Below are 17,453 nucleotides of genomic sequence, written 5' to 3'. Positions count from 1 at the left end.
ATCCACTCCGCTAGAGCCAGCGGGGGAGGAGGAGATGGCGCCGCTCGCCGCCTGTAGTATGCTGCGGTTGGGCAAAGGGATCGCCCGGCCAGGCCCGATCTCTATTATAGATCGGGCGCACGGCGAACTCGACCTCGCAGAGTATATGCAGGCTGTTCTCCGATCGACCATGTGGAAGGGCATGATACGACCGGGAACGTGGACGATCAGCTGCGGAATGTCTGGTATGCGCCTTATGATCGGCGCCTGCGCGCCAATGTCGGCCGTTGAGGCTTCCTTGGTCGTCTCCCGAAAGAAGACGTTCGACTTGGCGGCATGATCACCGGATTGATCCGAAGCAGGCACTCCCCCCTTTGCGAGCGTACTGCTTTAGAATGATCTAATATAGTCGATTGCATGGCAGTCGTCGTTCCCGGAGCGGTATATGGTGTGTAATCGTTGGTTGCCAAACCATTAATTCAAAGTGGTGCGCCGGGAGAGCTTGTCATGAAACTATCGAACCTGATCAAACGTTACGACAATGTGGAAAGAGCCGCCGAGGAACTCGAGACAGAGCTAGTCGAGGCTTTGAACATCTCCCTGAGCCTTGACGAGGTGTCACCATCAGACGACGGCAGTGCCTCGAAAGACAGCCTCGCAAAAGGGACCGATGCCCTGCAACCCGAGGGCACTCCCAATGAAACCCCTCGCCAGCTAACTTCGCATACGCAGAGCCGGCTGGCTGCTTTGAGCTCATTTGAGATGCTCATTCAGGATGCGGAAGGCCATTTGGAGGATGTCAAAGCCAAGCTAATGGAGGTTGCAACTTCGCACCACTACACACGCGATTTTTTTCAGATCCTTCAAGCGGACTTCTTTCGTGCCAACGAACTGGAAGTGGCAAATGCCAACCTGACGAGAGAACACATGGTCCTGTCCGAACAGCTGCACGATGCGATGAGGAAGCAACGTGAGCACGACAGCGCGTTCGGAGCCATACAGCAGCGCGAAGTAAGCTTGGCCCAGGACAGGGACGCTCTTCGTAGTGCGCTCGCCGCCGTAAGGCTGGAACTTGTAGAAGCGGCCACTACCATCGCAATAAGGGAGGCGGACTTCGGCGAGGCGGCCAAAGCTCTTTCGGCCAGAACAGCCGAGGCCGATAGACGGGCGCGCGAAAACGATACCTTGCGAGAAAAGCATGTCAGACTCTCGATCGACCTCGACAAGTCGCAAAAGCGGGAAGCTGAGGCGAGGCGGAGGCTTGATGAGCTGTCGACGATCCACGCCAACGATGCGGTGCGGCATTCCGAACTGCTGGCTGCGCTCGGCAAGAGCGAGAAGGACGAAACGCGGTTGCAGAAGTCGCTTGAGATCGCGCAGGCGAAACTGTCGGAAATGGCAGAGGCCGCACGCATCATGGAAGATGACACGGGAGCCGAACGTGCATGCAGTCTCGCAGAGATGCGAGGTTTGCGATCTGAAATTCAAAGTCTTCAATCGCGACTGGATGCGGCAACGAACGAGGCAAGCGTAGCATCCAGTGAAATCGCCAGGCTGACGGCTCAATGGAGCGATACCATGGCCGAAAAGCAGGTTGCGGATGAAAGGTATTCTGATCTCTTGAAAGAGAGCGAAGCCGACATGACGAGCCTTTCGAAGCTGACTGCGGACCTCTCGCACATCTCGGCGCAATACGCCTCCGAGCAGATGCAGCACGAAGTCCAGAGGCAGGAATGCGAAGATTTGCGGGCAGAAATTGTTGCGCTTGGTACGCGGGTCAAGGAGTTGCTGCCCTATGAGCGTTTGCACAAAGTAACGAGTGCAAGGGAGCGTGAGGGCGTTGTTGGTGTTGGCAGCATGGCAGTGGAACCAACCCGCTCCACAACCAGACGACGTTCCCGCCCGAGCTTGCGTGCAGCGTCGTAGGGAGCGACGGCGGTACTGATGCTGGTGGTCACAAAGTGATCCTTTTGGGCGCGCAATCCAGCGCCAGGCGTCCCGTTCACACTTGGCTCTAGTAGAACCGAAGACAGCAAAGCAGGCGTGCGAACTTTGTCTGGCCCGCTCGTTTTTCCGGCCTCAAGGAAGCAGCGACGCAACCGCCGCATTATAGTTCCGCAGCGCAGCAAGCGCGGGTAGTTGAAGTCGATCTTGCCTTCGAGAAGTTTGGCAGCGACACATCTGCTTCACCACCAGCAGAGATCACGAAGGTCACGGAGGAGGCCCTTCGAGCAGCAGGGCTGATGGGTTGACAATTGATCCGGTGTGATCGTGCTGCGGTGCTACAACAACCATGAACGCCCGACGGGCGCATCACCCATTCAACGCTTCGACTTTGTCAGGTCGCAACTTTGAGTGTGAGATCGCCGAGCCCGCGCCTGGGCATGGTCGAGAAGGAGGTCGAGGTCCTGCTCAATGGGACATTCTTGCCGATGTTTCATCTTTGACGAAACCCCGGCCGGCGTGGACGTCGGAACCAAACGTGAGGTCTACGGCCTTCTTTGCCGAGCTGTTGAGTGGCGCAGCGATCCTTTGATCTCGTCCTACCTGACGGAGGTCTATGAGTCAGCGATCGCCGTGTTGTCACCTGTCGCGGACGCGCTGCCTGAACTTTCGAAAACCCCGGTTCAATCAGCCAGGACGACGTCCTGGCTGCCGCCATTGACAACTAGAGGAGAACTCCATTTCTGACACGGGCCCCCGCAATCAGGTGCGGACTGCAGCGTCTCCGTTTTGGTCGCCTTACAGTCGGCTTCGCCTATCAAGTTTCGTGGATGGCCGGGGCGCGCGCGTGTGCCTGGCGTGGTCGCGAACCGTTATTCCGATGGCGACGCCCAGACCTACGGCAAGGCCCACGACAATCTTGGCGACCATATCGAGGGCGAAGGCGCGGACAAGGCGCCACGCGTTTTGCGGCTCGCTGCGAGCGGTTGGGGGAGAGATCGTCAAAGATTGTTTTCCGGCAGTTCCGCATACCTGACCTTCTGGCAACTGGGCTCGCTCGGCGGCGCGACCTGGCCGAAGATCGCTTCCGTCGGACCGATCATCGTTTTGGCGGTGGCGGCGATGCCGTTCCTGGCCAAGGGCTCAACGCGCTGGCGCTCGGCGAGGCGACGGCCGGCCATCTCGATATCCCGGTACCACGGCTGAAATACACCGCGATCGTCGGCGTCTCGGCAGCGGTCGGCGCCTCTGTCGCAGTCAGCGGAGGCATCGGTTTCGTCGGCATCGTCGTGCCGCATCTGCTGGGGCTGCTGATCGGCCCGGACAATCGCTATCTCTTGCCGGCATCGGCGCTGCTTGGCGCCTGCATGCTGCTGATCGCCGATGCCGTTGCCCGATTGGTCGTAGCGCCGGCCGAACTGCCGATCGGCATCGTCACGCGATCGCCGGCACGCCGTTCTTCCTCTGGATTCTGCTGCACAAGCGCGGCGTAATCGACTTGTGAGATTTGAAACCTATGAGGCCGGCATGATCGAAGCACGCGATGTCTGGGTAGCGATAAGCGGCAAGCGCATTGTTACCAATGTCGATTTCGTTGCGAGGCCGGGCGAGATCGCCGCCTTCGTCGGACCGAACGGCTCGGGCAAGACGACTTTCTTCAAGGCGTTGTCGGGCGATCTGGCGTTTACGGGGACAGTGGCCAACGACCGCGACCTCTCCGCGATGAAGCCAGTGGAGGCCGCGAGCGTGCGTGCCGTGCTGGCGCAGGCATGGTCCGATCCTGATCGAACCGTGTTCGATGTGAATCCCTCTTTTGTTCCCATGGCAGGCCGTTTGCACGCGCAGTAATAGTTGATTCAACCGTTGCTGGCATAATGTGGGATGTGGGTGGCGGCTCCGACAGTTCGGCGGGCGCTGAGTGCCGAAGCCCGCCTGCGCAGTCCGGTTGGGGTCCGACCGCGCCGTCCTATTCTGGGACAGCGCGGTCAACGTTTCGTTAAAATGTTATGAGGTAATTAAGTGCGTGCTAATATCGCCGTTCGCGATTCGGTGCTGCATGCTTGTCCCAGCAGTTGGTTTCGCTGCGCTGGGTTGGTGGTCCTGTGAAAACTGATCCATTTCAGCGCTAACAAAGTGACACCGGTCTTGCATAGATATTTGCCGGCTGACCCCGGTCCTGATCCGATCATTGATCCAGGTCAGGCTCGCCGGGCTCGAGGTGGTCGGGGTATCGCCCGGCGAGCTGTCTACCAAGCGCGGAACGATCTGGCCGCGGGGACGGCCCGGCTTTCTTTGGGGGTAGAGAGCAGCCGGGCCTAACCGGCTGGGGACTGGGGACATGGCCGGCTGCCAAGTTATATATGCTCATGCTAATATGAGCGCACCACACCTTTATGGTCTAAGCGAAGGTGGAGCATGCTCGACGAGTCGGTGGCGACCGCTCAACGGTGTTTCACCACAAAAGCCAAGACCAAGGCGCTGGCCTGGGCGAAAAAGATCGGCGACAGGTGAGGGTCGACGAGATCACCCCGAAGCGCCAATCGCCATTCTGGGCGGAAAAGTCTGGGGCCGGCGCCCTCCTTTTGAACCTGAACAAACCAGAAGGGCGCCGAGCCTTTTTACCAGACAGCGCTTTGAGGGAAGCGGCGCCGAGTAGCAGGAGTGTATCTCTCTCGTTAGAGTTGTTGGAACACAGCCTTTTGGACGATGGCCCGCAGCGAACGCTCGAGAAGCCGGCGCCAGGTGGGATCTGCTGGGCTGTGCGGCGGCGGCCAAGCAGACATCTGGTCCGCCGCAGCTGAAGTCATGACCTATTCGGTCGATCGGCGTTATGGCGTGATCACCTAGGAGGCCCCGCGCGCAAGCTGGCTGCCGCGGATCGCTTGAGGACTTGGGATGGAGAGCGGTCAGCGGGAACGCGCGCCCGCAGAACCCTCCGAGTGAATTCGAGGACGACCGACCACACGCTGAGTTCGGAGCCCCTGGACTAACATCGACGGTGGCCTAATCCACCTGTTGGATGAACTCGTGGGTGCTGAGTGTCTGAGTGGTGTTGTCGTCGGTGCAGCGCCGCCATTGACTAAGCCATGCTCTTTCGTTCTCGGCCTATCTGTCGGCCACTCATGGCGTCGAAGCCGACCATATTCTGGTATTCAACGACGGTATTCCTGTCCGCTGGTGCCACAGCATCTGTAGCGTCCAAGTTCCTGCGTCATTTGTCGTCCTATTCGGCCAGTCGCCGCGATCCCCAGGGCAGCATCGCCGATCATGTGCAAACGCAAGCCTCGGCCCGGCTACCCAATAACAGTGGGGAGATCGTTGCTTGCAAAGACAGCATTCGGGCGTGTGAGGCACCTGCGCCGCGAGGAAGGCTTGCTTCATTCCTCTGCAAGATTTCAGGGAGGCGCTTGCCGCCCAACGATGGCGCGATTTAAGACGGTCAACCTTCCCCGGCGATTTGACGATGCTGCGTGGCCGGCTTGTGAGCGTCATCGGCCGCCTTTAGATGAGACACCGCCGTCTCGACGGGTAGGCTCGGCGGTGTTCGGTTTTTCTTCGGTTCTCTTCGTCCAAAGCGTGTGGAAAAGCGCGAATGAAAACAAGAAATATCCAACCTGGAATATGATCAAAATCAGCAAGGTCCATGCAAGCGACTTCCAGAACGAACCCGTTGCTAGGTAAATCCATAACGCCACCACGGTCGACGTGGCAAACATCCCGACCAGGAATCGCGGAAAAAACATTTATGTTCAATGCCGCCCCATAATTGGACCGACCGGTCTCTCGTCTACTCCCAGAAGCATTTAAGATTTCACTAAATTAGTTATTGCGCAAGCGCCACGCTGAGTTAATGAGTCCTGCGGCAATCTGGATGACGCCGGCCAGCACGTGCCAATAGTGAACAAAAAGAGAACGAAGAGTCCAGCATGCCCTTGACGAGGGAGAAATATGTTCCTTGTTTCTGCGTGATCTGGAGCAGCAAAGCGACCATGGCTTGGCGTCAATCGCCGTGGATGGCGAAGCAACGGCAAAAACCGCGGAACACAATTTTTGGGTCGAGGTCTGGGATCGCGAGGAGCAGGTTTTGTCCGAAACCATTTCTCGTTCCCCCGATTCAACTGTGAGTCAGGCAGCCTGGCAGGCCGCCATCCGACGCCGGCCGGGCATGTTGCTGATCCACTACAACAGTCGGCATGTGATGGAGAAAATTCTGACACCAGGCGAGGTCAAGATCCCATTGCAGGCCATCATCGATGGCAGCGTTCACGCTGCCCTGGATGTGGCGCTCGGCGATCTTCGCGAGTGGCATGTGCTGCGGGCCTGGTGCAGATCCTGTTCGCACCATGCAACGGTAAAGCCTGCCGGCCTCATTGAACGCTATGGAAAAGGCGCTCTATTGAGTTCGGTCGAGCGAGCGCTCTTTTGCACAAGTTGTGACAGGGGAGGGCCTGTCAGGCTGGAAATTCACAAGCTGCCACGCAATTGAGGGGTGAACGGATGCAAGACCTCATCGATTTCGTGTAGGCCAACTCGGCTCTGGCTTGGACACTCCGATCGCGATCAGCGGCCGAACTGTCGAAGCGGGAAATGCGCGATCTCCGCCGGTCGGCTTCGACGCAAAAATATGCGGACCACCGCGGACGGGGACAGTCGGTCCCGCGTCCCGTCCTGCGGCCGGCGCTATGCTGACGCTCCTACGGCTGTCCCGTTCACCGCCCGCGGCGGGGGCGAATTTCCTTCGTCCTGCGCGCGACAATTGTCCGCTGTTGCGGACGCAAGCAGGACTGCGGCTTATACGCCTTTCTTCCTTTGAGCGCCGACGGTCGCCGGCGCGGGATGCTTGGGCATGGAACCGAATCCCGGGCAGGGTATTGAGTCGGACTATGTATCCGAGTTCCGCATGTCGGCTGTAGACGGCACCCTCAGTAAAAGGCGCACACGGCCCAGAGACTCAGAATCTGTCCCTACAAATCGGCTCCCGCGGTTTCGACCCTTCCAGCTATGCACGCTGACAGACCACATACCGGTCGGCGGGGATTGGCTTTTCGAGATGAAGTTCGACGGCTATCGTGCCCAAATCGCCATCTCCGGCTCCAATGTCGTTTATACGCGCAATGGCCACGACTGGACCCGACAGTTCAAGGTCATCCTGCCGCCGCTTCAAAGACTGACCGAAGGCGCGGTGCTGATCGATGGTGAGATCGTCGCGATCGACAGCCAGGGCCGCACGAACTTCTCCATGCTGAAAACCGGCATCGCCGCGGGTATGCCCCTCAAGTTCTACGCCTTCGATCTGCTTGAATTCGATGGTGAAGATTTGTCGAACCAGCCGCTCCTCGAGCGCAAGGCGCAACTTGAGTCCCTGCTGGGCGCGCGCCGCCCTCGCCGCGTCGATCGCTCGGCGCGGCCTGCTCCAGAGCCTCAACGTCCGGCCAGTGTTGGACGGCGAGGGACAGGGCAACTCACTGGTGACTGGGTGCGTGCCTGACGAAGCTCTTCGTTTCGGCTGAGATAAATGCTCTCACTTACGGAACATCGCAGGTTCGTCGAAGTTGGAAAGCTACGGAGGACGTGCACATGAACAGTGTAATCTATCTTATCGGCCTTATCGTCGTCGTGCTCGCGGTCCTCTCCTTCCTCGGTTTTCACTAGGTGGCCTCATGCAGCATGAGAAGGATCAGGGTGGACAGCCCACCGATTTCGACAAGGCGAAAAGCGACGTCTCCGAAAGACTTCGCCAGGAAAATGAGCGTGCCAGCGAGTTGCTTCACGACGCGCGGGACGAGGTGACCCGTAAGGCTGGCGACTATGCATCTGAAGCCACGCAGGTCATCTCCGACAAGGCGGAGGAGGCGCAGCGCGACATCGGATCGAGCTTGGCGGCGTTGGGTGGTGCACTGCGAGCGGCCAGCGATCACCTTGCCAGCAACGATGAAAGGAACGCATCGAAATTCGCTTTGGATGCTGCCAGTGGCCTTGAGCGGCTTTCATCGTCCTTGAAACAGAAGCCCTTTAGCCAAGTCCTTGATGACGTCCAGTCCTTCGGCCGGCAAAATCCCGGTGTCCTGCTTGCGGGATCGGTGTTGGCCGGATTGGCTCTCGGGCGGTTCATCAAGGCTTCTCCGCCGGCAACGCCCGATTCTGAGGCCGCTCCGGGAGGCCTCAGATCACACACCGATCAGCCACAGGGTTGGTCCGCTGATCGTCCACAAGATTTTGGCGTGGTCGGCGATGATGGCGCCACGCAGATCGCGGAGCAGGACAGATGAACAACCAGGACAATCCCAGCCTTGCCGGGCTAGTCACCGATTTGGCCCAGAATGTAACCACTCTGGTGCAAACCGAGGCGAGGCTGTTTCGGGCCGAGCTCTCTGAAAAGCTTACCAAAGCCGGAGCAGGTGCCGCGGAAGTGCTGGGCGGCGCGATTTGCCTGCTCGCCGCGCTCTTGGTGTTGCTGCAGGCGCTCATTATCGCACTGACGCGGGCAGGGCTTGGCGCGGGGTGGTCTTCCCTGCTGGTCGGTGTGGTCGTGGCGGTCCTCGGCGTCATCCTGCTGCGGACCGGGACGGCCAGCATGGCGCCTTCGGAACTTACCCCCGACCGGACCCAGGGACAGCTGAAGCGCGACGCGAGCGCGATTAAGGAACAGGTGAGATGAAAGAGAAATCCGCAGCCGAACTTGAACGCGAGGCCGAGGGGGCGCGCGCCCGGGTGATGGAGACCGCCGAATCCATTCGAGGCAAGATGACGCCGGGACAATTGCTGGATGAGTTCACCGGGCTGTTCTCGGGAGGGGAGAGCGCGGCCATGCTCAGCAATCTCAGAACGCAGGTCCGAGACAATCCTTTGCCGGTCACCATGGTGGGCGCAGGTCTGGCCTGGCTGATGTTCGGCAGCGGTGCCTCAAACACCGCCCACCGTTCGGCTGGCTATCCATTGCCTTCAGCGCCGGGACGACATGATGTAGCAGGGGAGCGCGGCGGTTTGGGCGGCACGCTCTCCGACGCCGCGGAATCGCTCTCCTCAAGCGCTACCAGCGTCGGCGACACCATATCGAGCACCGCAAGAGCCGCTGCGGCGGGTCTGACGGGAAGCGCTGCCAATGCAAGCTCGACGACTGGGGACATGGCGGCGAAAGCCAGCCGCTCCGCGCAAGATCTGTTGGAGGACCAACCCTTGGCCGTAGCGGCCGTCGGTCTCGCCATCGGCGCCGCTATAGGTGCAATGCTGCCCCATACCGCAACGGAGGACGAGCAACTAGGCGCCTATGGCGACAAGCTTCGCGATTCCGCCGAAACTTTGCTCAATAGGGGCCTCGATGAGGCCAAGCAGGTCGCCGCCGAAGCCTATGAGACCATCAAGCAGGAAGCTGGCCGGCAAGATATGGAAGCAGACACGATAGCCGATCAGCTCGGCGAGATCGTGAAGTCCACAGCAGACAAGACCGAGCATGCCGTGCGCGAACGAATTTCCGATACGTCTCAGCGCCAAACCTAGCTTGATGATCCTGGATCAACGATAGCCGGCCTCTCCAGAAAGCGTGATAATGGTCGCGCTGATCGCTGCGTTTCGAAGGCCCAGACCGCCTTCAGCCAATTGACGTGACGTGCCGGCAATTCCCAGGATGCGCCGGAACTGCAGAGCGCTCAAATAGGACCCTCGCTAACGGAGAGCCTTCCAAACACGGCTCACAAGCTGTCGAGCAGCAGTGCGCTCAATTGTCGCCGTTTGGCGCGGCTGACCGTCCCGGCCTTCAGGGCCACGTGGCCTCGTCCGAACCCACTTATGGAGCACGGCGATACGAGGGTCGGTCCAGCACTCGTAACCGCAATTCGTCATCGCTCACCGGGTTGACAATCGCTGCTCAGGCGCCATGCTGCAGTGCAACATGGCTAGCTACGAAACCAGCATCATCAACTCGTCGCGCATCGAATGCCTGGACGGGCTTCGCGCGCTTGCGGCGATCTGGGTGCTGGTCGGGCACTGCATGCTTTTGACCGGCTGGCAAATTCCGATCATCGGCGAGCCGGATCTCGGCGTCGACCTGTTCATCATGCTGTCCGGCTTCCTGATGGTGTTCCACTATCAGCTGCGCCACGAAAAGGAGCCTTGGCAAGACCGGAAACCTGGCTGAAATTCTGGACGCGCCGCTATTTCAGGATCGCGCCGCTGTTCTATGTCATGCTTTTCCTGGCGCTGGCGCTTGGCCCCTATCTCTACGATCGCAGGATCATCATCGACGATTTCCTCTCCAGATCGCACCAGGCGCCGGAACGCTACCTCGACGGCAGCCTGAAAAACATCGTCGCTCATCTCACGTTCCTGTTTGGGCTGGTGCCGAACCTCGCCTATCGCACGCCGCTGCCTGACTGGAGCCTGGGGCTGGAGATGCAGTTCTATGCCGTGTTCCCGGCCGTCATGCTGCTGGTGCGCAGGCTGGACTGGATTAGGAGCGCCCTTGTGGTCGCGGCGGCCGGCTGCGTCATCGTGTTTGCGATGCGGCTGTTGTCGATCCATTTTCCGATGCCGTCCTTTCTGCCGCTCAAGATACAGATATTCCTGTGCGGGATGCTGCTGGCCGGAGTCGTGCATCAGAGCCGACCGAGGCCGTTCCTCTATCTGGCATTGGCCATGCTTTTGGCGGCGCTGCCCTTTGGCGGCGACCAGGGGCTGGGCAAGCTTCTGGTGCGTGAAGCGCTGGTGGCGGGCTTCTTTGCGCTGGTTCTCTACCGCATGCTGCCTGGAAGGGCGGGAATGTTGGCGCGAGCGATCGCCGTGACGCTCAGCAACCGGTTCTTCCACCTGATGGGCGAGCTTTCCTTCAGCATCTACCTGATCCATCTGCTGGTGCTGCAGCCCGTCGCGGCGTTCGTCATCAGTGAGTTCGGCCACGAACTGTCGGCGCCGCTGCGCTTCGCCATCGTCGTTGCCGTTGTGCTGCCGACGGTGACGTTGCTGTCCTGGATCACCTACACTCTGATCGAGGTCCCCGGCCAGAAGGCGGGCCGCTTCGTTGTCCAGCGCTTTGGCCGGAAAATTGCGCCGGTGCTCGAGAAGACCCCGGCGGAGTAGGGCGCCAAGCGCGGCGCATAACCACTGACGTTGCCTGCTCTCCCTGAGGGCGTTAGTAGCCCGCAACCGGAACATCACGTGTGCTGGTGCATTGCTAGTGAACGCCAATTCGACTGGGGCGAAAAATGCATCGCGGGATCACAAATGCATGGGCAATGGTGCGAGAAGCCGTCGTTGGGTTCGTCAACGACAATGCTCTCAGCCATGGCGCGGCAATCGCTTTTTATGCCACAACATCGTTGGCGCCAATTCTGCTCATCGTGATTGCAATTGCGGGTCTCGCATTCGGTCACGAGGCAGCCCAAGCGGCATTGTCCGCTCAAATCACAGGGATGATGGGTACAGAAAGCGCAAATATCCTGCAAACCGCACTGAAGAGCGCATCCGAAAAGCCATCCGGCGGCACCTGGGCGGCGGTGATTGGCATCATCACCTTGCTTGTGAGCGCTTCCGGGGTCTTCGGCGAAATACAGCAGTCCTTGAATATGATATGGAAGGTCGAAGCGCAGGGCAGTTCGTTGTCGCGCCTGGTGCGCGCACGTGCGGTAAGTCTGGGACTGGTCACCGCACTTGGCTTCATGTTGCTCGTCTCTCTAGTCGCGAGCGCGGCGATTTCGGCCCTAGGCAACCTCATCAACGCACAGTTGCCGTTCGGGACACTTGTCCTGGCCGTTATCAACGCGGTCGTTTCTTTTGTCCTCCTCGCTGCCATTTTCGCCGCTATCTTCAAGGTCTTGCCTGATCGAACCCTGGAATGGCGGGATGTCTGGATTGGCGCTGTTGTGACCGCTGCCCTGTTCACCCTCGGCAAATCGCTTATCGGTTGGTATATAGGCTCCAGCGCCGTCGCGGCCTCATATGGGGCCGCCGGTGGGCTCCTCGTCATCCTGTTGTGGGCTTACTACTCGGCGGAAATTTTTCTTTTTGGTGCGGAAATCACTCGCGCCTATTCCATTCGACACGGCAGCAGGTCCGATCTGGATGCTGTGCTTCACAGTGCTTGACTTGCAACACACGCCACTAACGACGAAATCGACTAGGCGCGCGGCGCGCCGGCTGGCTGCCTTCGCGACGCCACCCGCATCATTACCCGTCGGCGCCGACCGCATCACCGAGCAGGGCACGCGAGCTGGATACGGTCGACGCCATATGATGAGTGCACGGGGCGCTGGTGGGCCAAACCATCGCGGTCACAGTTTGAGTTGGTTGGGAAGACGCGGTTCAGCGGCGACGCGGACGGCGCTTGCGTATCGGCTTTGATCTCGCGCGCCTGCCGTCCGACGCCTTCTTGGCGGCAGCGGAGCGGTACAGGTTCATGAGGTCAATCAGGAGCCGAACAATGGCAATTGCAGTTGCAGCATCGAGCCAGCCCGCAATGCTGTTGAGCATCGGGATTGTTCTCCAAGCTTACGACGTGAAAGCGGTCGAAGGACCTTGGCGGCAGTGCTACTCTTCGCCTAGGCAGGGACTGCCACCTAATCGTTGTGGCACTCAGTTGCCAGCCACCATGACATGAAAAAGGCCTCCGAAGGAGGCCTTTGGATGGTGTGAGCGAGAATCTCCACCTAACAAATTATCCCACATTTTGTGCATGCAGCGCAAGCCGTTCGCTTGGCCAAGGCGCGCTTGGCGCCTTGATGCTTGGCAGCGTGACCGTCACCCCGTTCTTCAGGTGGTCGCTGTCGGCACTTTCAGCAGCCGCAATGCGATGTGATTGTTGGCGCCAAAAACCACCGCTTCACGTCGCTTCCGCGAAATGGATACTTGCAAGCACCAAGCGCAAGCTCATGAGGCAGAGGGTGTCGGACCGAGCGGGGTCTCATATTGTGAAACGCCGAACGGATCCCGGGTCCCTGGAAGGGCGGCAGCAAAGGTTAGAGAGCCGCACTTCCAGGGAGGCTGGATCAATAGTCGTTGTTGTAATAGCGATCATCACAAGGCGCCGTGTAGATCCGGCCGCGACGGTCCTGGTAACGGCAAAGCTGTTCGCCGCGGCGCTGCGGCGTGGTCGACTGGCCGATGACAGCGCCGAGCAAGGCACCGCCGGCGGCACCCACGACCGTGCTTTCGGTGTTGCCGCCCAGTGCCTGGCCGGCGAGGGCGCCGACACCGCCGCCAATGAGTGCGCCTGTGGTTGCCCTCTGCTGCTGTTCGGTCTGAGTCGCGCAGCCTGCAAGTGCTGCAGTCATGAGCACGGCGCCAATAGTTTGTCTGATCATCATCTTGGAACTCCTTTGGAGCCCCAAACGCGGATCGGGGCGAATGGTTGCCAGTTGCTGGCGCAATGCGGCCAAACGGCGGCACGCCCTCTCACGAAATGAGACGTGGTTTCTCGGGCCTTGAAGACAATGGTTGCCAAAGCGGAAACGGCCTGCGCGAACAGATCGGTAGCGCCTCGGTTTGAATCCGTTGAGGAGCAGCTAGGCTGGCTCGTCGCGTATCGCCTTTTTCGCGGCGGCGGTCAGGAATCCGGACCGGCTATAGCCATGGCGTTCCGCATATCGATCTATCTGGTCGAGGACATCTTCGGGAATGGTGACGTTGACGCGCACCACCTTTGTGGTCTCGGCTTTGAGCGCTACCAGGACGGCGACCCGGCTGAGATTGTCATTGTTCGACATGACATCTTCCAGGGATGATGGCTCGGGAATGGCTTCGCCATCCTCGACAAGGCCTTCGAGATGGAAGGCCAGGGCCTCTTCAGCCATGGCGCGGGCGTCGTCCAGGCTGGTGCCGGCGGTGACCACGCCCGGAAAATCGGGAAAGGATACGCCGAAGTCGCTGTCCGCTTGCTTGTGGATCAGTCCGATATAGTGACGCACGGGTCGGTTCCCCCAAGGAGCGGCTTCGAGGCTCGATCAGACATCGAGCCATTCGACACAAACTGTCGAGGTATTCCTAATGGGACCGTAGGAAGCTGCCTAGTAGGTTGGGCATGCCCCAGGCAGACATTGCCTGGGCAACGGTCGAGAGTGTGGGGAAAGTGCCAAAGATAGATGGCGGGAACCAGACTGTGCCTAGAGTTCGCGCCGCGCAGTACGTGCGCATGTCGACGGAACACCAGACCTACTCGATCGACAACCAAGCGGATGCCATTCGCGACTATGCCGATATCATGGCTTACGACATTGTCGCCACTTACGAGGACCTCGGTCGCAGCGGTTTAAACCTTGGAGGGCGCCCCGGTCTTCAGAAGCTGTTGGCCGATGTCGAAAGTGGGCGAGCCGATTTTGAGACGGTTGTGGTCTATGATGTAAGCCGTTGGGGGCGTTTTCAGAACATTGATGAAAGCGCAGCCTACGAATACCGATGCCAGATGGCCGGCGTGCGTATCGAATTTTGCGCCGAGCAATTCGCAAATGACGGCAGCATCGGCTCAGACGTCCTCAAAGCAATCAAACGGAGCATGGCTGCCGAGCAGAGCAGAATGCTCTCGCAAAAAGTCTTCATCGGCCAGGCGAGGTTGATCCGGCTGGGCTTCCGGCAGGGCGGGAAGGCCGGCTTTGGCCTGCGGCGCTTGCTTGTCGATCAACACGGCCGCTCAAAAGGCATCCTTTCATCCTACGAATACAAGAGCCAGCAGGCGGATAGAATAGTTCTGGTGCTCGGCCCGCCTGACGAGATTGCGACAGTGAAGTGGATCTTCAGTCACTTTGTCAGAACACGCAAGACAGAGCTGGAGATGGCAAGACTGCTCAACAAGCGCGGCGTGCTCAGCGATTTGGGGCGACCATGGACGCGGGAATCCGTGCACTCGGTGCTGACCAACGAAAATTACATTGGCAACAGCGTCTGGAACAAGCATTCGGCCCGGCTGAGAAGCCATCAAGTCCGAAATCCCCCCGAACAGTGGGTGCGGGTGGAAAACGTCCTGGAGCCGATCGTCGACAGCAAACTGTTCGATCGGGCGCAGATCGTGCTCAAGACCATCTATCGCCACATGACCAACGACGAGATGCTGGCCGCCCTTAGGGCGCTTCTGGCTCGCCGTGGCGCCTTGTCGTTGGCCATGATCGACGCGGATCCCGGGTGCCCGCCGGCCCAACGCTACCAGTGGCGTTTTGGAACCATTGTCAAAGCATATGAACTGATCGGATACGAGCCATCCAAGAACTACCGCTTCATCGGCGTGAACCGGCACCTGGAATCAATGAGGCTGCAGATTATCCGGGATCTTGTGGGCGCGATTGATAAGCAGGGCGGGGTTGCTGCCCATGACATGGCGATGGACCTCCTGCGGATAAACGAGGAGATCACGGTGGCGATTACAATGGGCCGATGCAGGGTTTCCGGCTTCGGCTATCCTCGCTGGTTTTCCAAGGCCGATAAACGGCCACTACCCGACATTTTCGTCCTGATCCGTATGAATCCCGGCGACCTGACCATTCGGGACTATTTGATTGCGCCTGCCCACGAGATCGCGGGTAAATCGGAACTGCATGCCATCAATGGGATACCGCTGGACAGCTATATTTTTCCCACGCTCGACCCCATTATCAGGTTGGCAGAGCGAGAGCCTGTCGGAGGCGTGGCTTGGTAGTCAAGCGCTTAGCCAAGGACGCCGCCTACCGTGCGTTGGAAAACGGTGGCGACAGACATGCGAGCAATATTGTTGCTGGCGCATTAGGGTCCAAGAAGAGGCTTCGTTCACACGAATTTTTGGCGACCTACGATACGGAATGCAAACGCATGCGCGATTTCGTAACGCAAGCGGCAAAGTCTGAACAGAGCCTGGACCGGATAGTAGCGGCGCTCCACCTGATGATGCGCGACAAGCAATTCTGCGCCACGCTGGTGTCCGAGGGCTTCAGGACAATGCCAAGCCTACTGGCACATAGGTTGCGTGGCGCGACCCGCGAGCCGCAAATGTTCTGCTCTCCCGGAAAACCCGCTTCCGAGACAGGCGAGAACCGGAAAGCCGTTAACGGAATTTGCCCTGATGTCCTCGACCTGCTTCGGGACGCGCCGGTAAAAACAAAAATCTTCGGGTTGCTCCAGAAGGTGCTGCCAGCCAGGCAATTTGAGATTGCCCGGCTGATGGTGGCGATGGACCGGGTCAGGATCACCTACGCGAGACTACTCGTCGCTCTGACACCGCAAGCCCTGCTGGTCGAGGGTTTTAATCTCTCAACGATCACCACACAGGCGGAAGACCAGCGCGGCGCGATGGTGCTCGATGTCGGCGCGGTAAGCCTTGCGGTTCTCAGCGCCGCGGAACGTCATGGCCAGGTGGGCCTGGAGCTTGTCGCAGCCAACCGCTTTTTCGACCGGTTGATGGATAATTCCAGAGTGGTGCGGTATCTCGCCCGGACCTTTCCGGGGCATTTTGAAGAGTTTCACAGCTTCTCGATGCCATGCCTCGAACAGGGGCGCTAGATGGTCGGACGTCAACTCCTATACAAACCGATCGCCGTCGCCGGGATGCAAACAACAGAACCAATGTGACTTCTGTCCAGGCCTCGAAAACCCAAACCCGCCGAGCTTGCCGCAGCCAGAATGCTCGCAAAGCGATTTTCGATCGGCTCTCGGCCGCGCGGAATCGCTGTCATCCCTTCGGCAAGCCGGCTCGGTTCGTCGCTCATAACGGGTTGATCGGCCCGACCAGGCCGGGATGGTCGTTGGGCAACTTGTTGACGGCGCTCGTGTTCACCTCACGTCCAACGCGGTTGAACTGCAGCTGACCGTCGATGTCGTGGCTGAGAATGTCCTTGAGGCTGTCCTTGGGCGTCGCCGGGTCCAGCCAGGCGTCATAGTAGGCCGGGTCGAGAATGAGAGGCTGCCGATCATGCAACTGCTTCATCGGTTCTGCGGCAGGCTCGGTGATGATGGTGCAGCTGGTTATGTCGAGATTGGAATTGTAAGCCCAAAGCCCGGCGAACGAGAAAGGCGCGTGGCCTGGCTGGTAGATGTGCCAAGGGTCTTTCTTGCCGTCGGCAGGCGATATCGTCCACTCGTAGAAGCCATCGGCAGGGATCAGGCAGCGCTTGGACTTGTAGGCGTCGCGGAAGGCGGGCGCTGTATCGATGCCCTCAATCCTGGCATTGAACATAGCCGCCTTGGGCATTTCCTTTGCCCAGAAAGGGACCAGCCACCAGCGCCCTTCACGCAGCCGGTGGTTGCCACCCTCACCGGCAGTGACGAATGGGACATCCTGAGTCGGCGCGATGTTGTACCGGGGCTCGTCGTTGCGGCCCGTCTCCGCCGGCGCAGTCAGGCGGTAGAGCCGGTGGATTTCCGACCACGACAGATATTTGGTGTAACGTCCGCACATCGCTCTGCCTCAGTTGCGCAGGAGTTCAGGCATGCTGAGCGGGCCAAGGTCGGAATTCTCCTATACTCGTCGCTGCGGCGCCAGACGCTGCGTTTCTCGGCGGCGGTGGCCGATTGATTGCCTTAGTAGCCTTGCGGAAGGCTCTGGGCGACCGCAGAGTTCGCCTTGGTGTGCGCCGTGGAGGCAA

Annotated in this window: 16 protein-coding genes and 2 pseudogenes; 13 read left to right on the top strand and 5 right to left on the bottom strand. The window is 59.5% G+C overall.

Annotation, left to right across the window (positions count from 1 at the left end; all coding sequences use genetic code 11):
- The first annotated feature begins 486 nt into the window (after positions 1–486).
- The 3 genes and pseudogenes from ACYG9R_RS28360 to ACYG9R_RS28350 all read left to right on the top strand — a co-directional run bounded on the left by ACYG9R_RS28360 (position 487) and on the right by ACYG9R_RS28350 (position 3,771).
- Positions 487–1,905 (top strand): coiled-coil domain-containing protein, encoded by a 1,419-nt coding sequence (locus ACYG9R_RS28360; RefSeq protein ID WP_023699089.1) that lies wholly within the window; start codon positions 487–489, stop codon positions 1,903–1,905.
- A gap of 1,050 nt (positions 1,906–2,955) precedes the next feature.
- Positions 2,956–3,427: pseudogene (locus tag ACYG9R_RS28355) on the top strand (FecCD family ABC transporter permease); the annotation flags it as partial.
- A gap of 23 nt (positions 3,428–3,450) precedes the next feature.
- On the top strand, positions 3,451–3,771 hold the full coding sequence (locus ACYG9R_RS28350; protein ID WP_023825271.1) for an ATP-binding cassette domain-containing protein: 321 nt from the start codon (positions 3,451–3,453) through the stop codon (positions 3,769–3,771).
- Between the two features lie 1,640 nt (positions 3,772–5,411).
- On the opposite strand, the gene ACYG9R_RS28345 is transcribed toward ACYG9R_RS28350, so the two are convergent.
- A complete protein-coding gene (locus ACYG9R_RS28345; protein ID WP_444849006.1) occupies positions 5,412–5,639 on the bottom strand; it encodes a hypothetical protein in 228 nt (75 codons plus the stop codon).
- Between the two features lie 239 nt (positions 5,640–5,878).
- Between ACYG9R_RS28345 and ACYG9R_RS28340 the strand changes: the two genes are divergently transcribed.
- The 8 genes and pseudogenes from ACYG9R_RS28340 (at position 5,879) to ACYG9R_RS28305 (ending at position 11,999) form a co-directional block, all read left to right on the top strand.
- Positions 5,879–6,409 (top strand): hypothetical protein, encoded by a 531-nt coding sequence (locus ACYG9R_RS28340; protein WP_023825273.1) that lies wholly within the window; start codon positions 5,879–5,881, stop codon positions 6,407–6,409.
- A gap of 360 nt (positions 6,410–6,769) precedes the next feature.
- A pseudogene (locus ACYG9R_RS28335) lies at positions 6,770–7,279 on the top strand (ATP-dependent DNA ligase); the annotation flags it as partial.
- A gap of 304 nt (positions 7,280–7,583) precedes the next feature.
- Positions 7,584–8,192 (top strand): hypothetical protein, encoded by a 609-nt coding sequence (locus ACYG9R_RS28330; RefSeq protein WP_023825032.1) that lies wholly within the window; start codon positions 7,584–7,586, stop codon positions 8,190–8,192.
- The gene (locus ACYG9R_RS28325; RefSeq protein ID WP_023693628.1) at positions 8,189–8,581 is read left to right on the top strand and encodes a phage holin family protein; all 393 of its coding nucleotides are present in this window, start codon (positions 8,189–8,191) and stop codon (positions 8,579–8,581) included. The genes ACYG9R_RS28330 and ACYG9R_RS28325 overlap by 4 nt, the downstream gene beginning before the upstream one ends.
- On the top strand, positions 8,578–9,420 hold the full coding sequence (locus ACYG9R_RS28320) for a hypothetical protein (RefSeq protein WP_023708565.1): 843 nt from the start codon (positions 8,578–8,580) through the stop codon (positions 9,418–9,420). The genes ACYG9R_RS28325 and ACYG9R_RS28320 overlap by 4 nt, the downstream gene beginning before the upstream one ends.
- Positions 9,421–9,811: 391 nt before the next feature.
- Positions 9,812–10,057 carry an acyltransferase family protein gene (locus ACYG9R_RS28315; protein WP_348528165.1) on the top strand — a complete coding sequence of 82 codons (246 nt, stop codon included), beginning with the start codon at positions 9,812–9,814 and terminating at the stop codon, positions 10,055–10,057.
- The gene (locus tag ACYG9R_RS28310) at positions 10,033–10,995 is read left to right on the top strand and encodes an acyltransferase family protein (protein ID WP_023825283.1); all 963 of its coding nucleotides are present in this window, start codon (positions 10,033–10,035) and stop codon (positions 10,993–10,995) included. The genes ACYG9R_RS28315 and ACYG9R_RS28310 overlap by 25 nt, the downstream gene beginning before the upstream one ends.
- Positions 10,996–11,120: 125 nt before the next feature.
- Positions 11,121–11,999, top strand: coding sequence for a YihY/virulence factor BrkB family protein (locus ACYG9R_RS28305; protein WP_023825282.1), 879 nt, complete (start codon positions 11,121–11,123; stop codon positions 11,997–11,999).
- Positions 12,000–12,216: 217 nt separating this feature from the next.
- Here ACYG9R_RS28305 and ACYG9R_RS28300 read toward each other — a convergent pair whose 3' ends face one another.
- From ACYG9R_RS28300 to ACYG9R_RS28290, 3 genes are all read right to left on the bottom strand, one after another.
- A complete protein-coding gene (locus ACYG9R_RS28300) occupies positions 12,217–12,384 on the bottom strand; it encodes a hypothetical protein (RefSeq protein WP_023713678.1) in 168 nt (55 codons plus the stop codon).
- Positions 12,385–12,899: 515 nt separating this feature from the next.
- Positions 12,900–13,217, bottom strand: a complete 318-nt coding sequence (locus ACYG9R_RS28295) for a YMGG-like glycine zipper-containing protein (protein WP_023731577.1) — start codon at positions 13,215–13,217, stop codon at positions 12,900–12,902.
- A gap of 198 nt (positions 13,218–13,415) precedes the next feature.
- Complete coding sequence (locus ACYG9R_RS28290) at positions 13,416–13,817, bottom strand: type II toxin-antitoxin system HicB family antitoxin (RefSeq protein ID WP_023731576.1); 402 nt, start codon at positions 13,815–13,817, stop codon at positions 13,416–13,418.
- Between the two features lie 113 nt (positions 13,818–13,930).
- Here ACYG9R_RS28290 and ACYG9R_RS28285 point away from each other — a divergent pair, with 113 nt between their 5' ends.
- Together ACYG9R_RS28285 and ACYG9R_RS28280 are read left to right on the top strand one after the other, a co-directional pair.
- A complete protein-coding gene (locus ACYG9R_RS28285) occupies positions 13,931–15,535 on the top strand; it encodes a recombinase family protein (protein ID WP_081726980.1) in 1,605 nt (534 codons plus the stop codon).
- Positions 15,529–16,371: a plasmid partitioning protein RepB C-terminal domain-containing protein gene (locus ACYG9R_RS28280; RefSeq protein WP_050590604.1), complete on the top strand. Its 843-nt coding sequence runs from the start codon at positions 15,529–15,531 to the stop codon at positions 16,369–16,371. Before ACYG9R_RS28285 ends, ACYG9R_RS28280 begins: the two co-directional genes overlap by 7 nt.
- A gap of 202 nt (positions 16,372–16,573) precedes the next feature.
- On the opposite strand, the gene ACYG9R_RS28275 is transcribed toward ACYG9R_RS28280, so the two are convergent.
- Positions 16,574–17,266: an SOS response-associated peptidase gene (locus ACYG9R_RS28275; RefSeq protein ID WP_352813192.1), complete on the bottom strand. Its 693-nt coding sequence runs from the start codon at positions 17,264–17,266 to the stop codon at positions 16,574–16,576.
- Positions 17,267–17,453: the final 187 nt, after the last annotated feature.

This window comes from Mesorhizobium sp. RSR565B (genome assembly GCF_054719465.1).
The sequence above is the reverse complement of the archived record's forward strand: the minus strand, read 5'-3'. Positions and strand labels throughout refer to the sequence as shown.

What these genes read in the sequence shown, in the direction of transcription:
- ACYG9R_RS28275 (WP_352813192.1), bottom strand. Translation starts at nt 17,266, where the DNA reads ATGTGCGGACGTTACACCAAATATCTGTCGTGGTCGGAAATCCACCGG.
- ACYG9R_RS28345 (WP_444849006.1), bottom strand. Translation starts at nt 5,639, where the DNA reads ATGTTTGCCACGTCGACCGTGGTGGCGTTATGGATTTACCTAGCAACG.
- ACYG9R_RS28285 (WP_081726980.1), top strand. Translation starts at nt 13,931, where the DNA reads ATGCCCCAGGCAGACATTGCCTGGGCAACGGTCGAGAGTGTGGGGAAA.
- ACYG9R_RS28320 (WP_023708565.1), top strand. Translation starts at nt 8,578, where the DNA reads ATGAAAGAGAAATCCGCAGCCGAACTTGAACGCGAGGCCGAGGGGGCG.
- ACYG9R_RS28305 (WP_023825282.1), top strand. Translation starts at nt 11,121, where the DNA reads ATGCATCGCGGGATCACAAATGCATGGGCAATGGTGCGAGAAGCCGTC.
- ACYG9R_RS28325 (WP_023693628.1), top strand. Translation starts at nt 8,189, where the DNA reads ATGAACAACCAGGACAATCCCAGCCTTGCCGGGCTAGTCACCGATTTG.
- ACYG9R_RS28315 (WP_348528165.1), top strand. Translation starts at nt 9,812, where the DNA reads ATGGCTAGCTACGAAACCAGCATCATCAACTCGTCGCGCATCGAATGC.
- ACYG9R_RS28295 (WP_023731577.1), bottom strand. Translation starts at nt 13,217, where the DNA reads ATGATGATCAGACAAACTATTGGCGCCGTGCTCATGACTGCAGCACTT.
- ACYG9R_RS28300 (WP_023713678.1), bottom strand. Translation starts at nt 12,384, where the DNA reads ATGCTCAACAGCATTGCGGGCTGGCTCGATGCTGCAACTGCAATTGCC.
- ACYG9R_RS28350 (WP_023825271.1), top strand. Translation starts at nt 3,451, where the DNA reads ATGATCGAAGCACGCGATGTCTGGGTAGCGATAAGCGGCAAGCGCATT.
- ACYG9R_RS28360 (WP_023699089.1), top strand. Translation starts at nt 487, where the DNA reads ATGAAACTATCGAACCTGATCAAACGTTACGACAATGTGGAAAGAGCC.
- ACYG9R_RS28330 (WP_023825032.1), top strand. Translation starts at nt 7,584, where the DNA reads ATGCAGCATGAGAAGGATCAGGGTGGACAGCCCACCGATTTCGACAAG.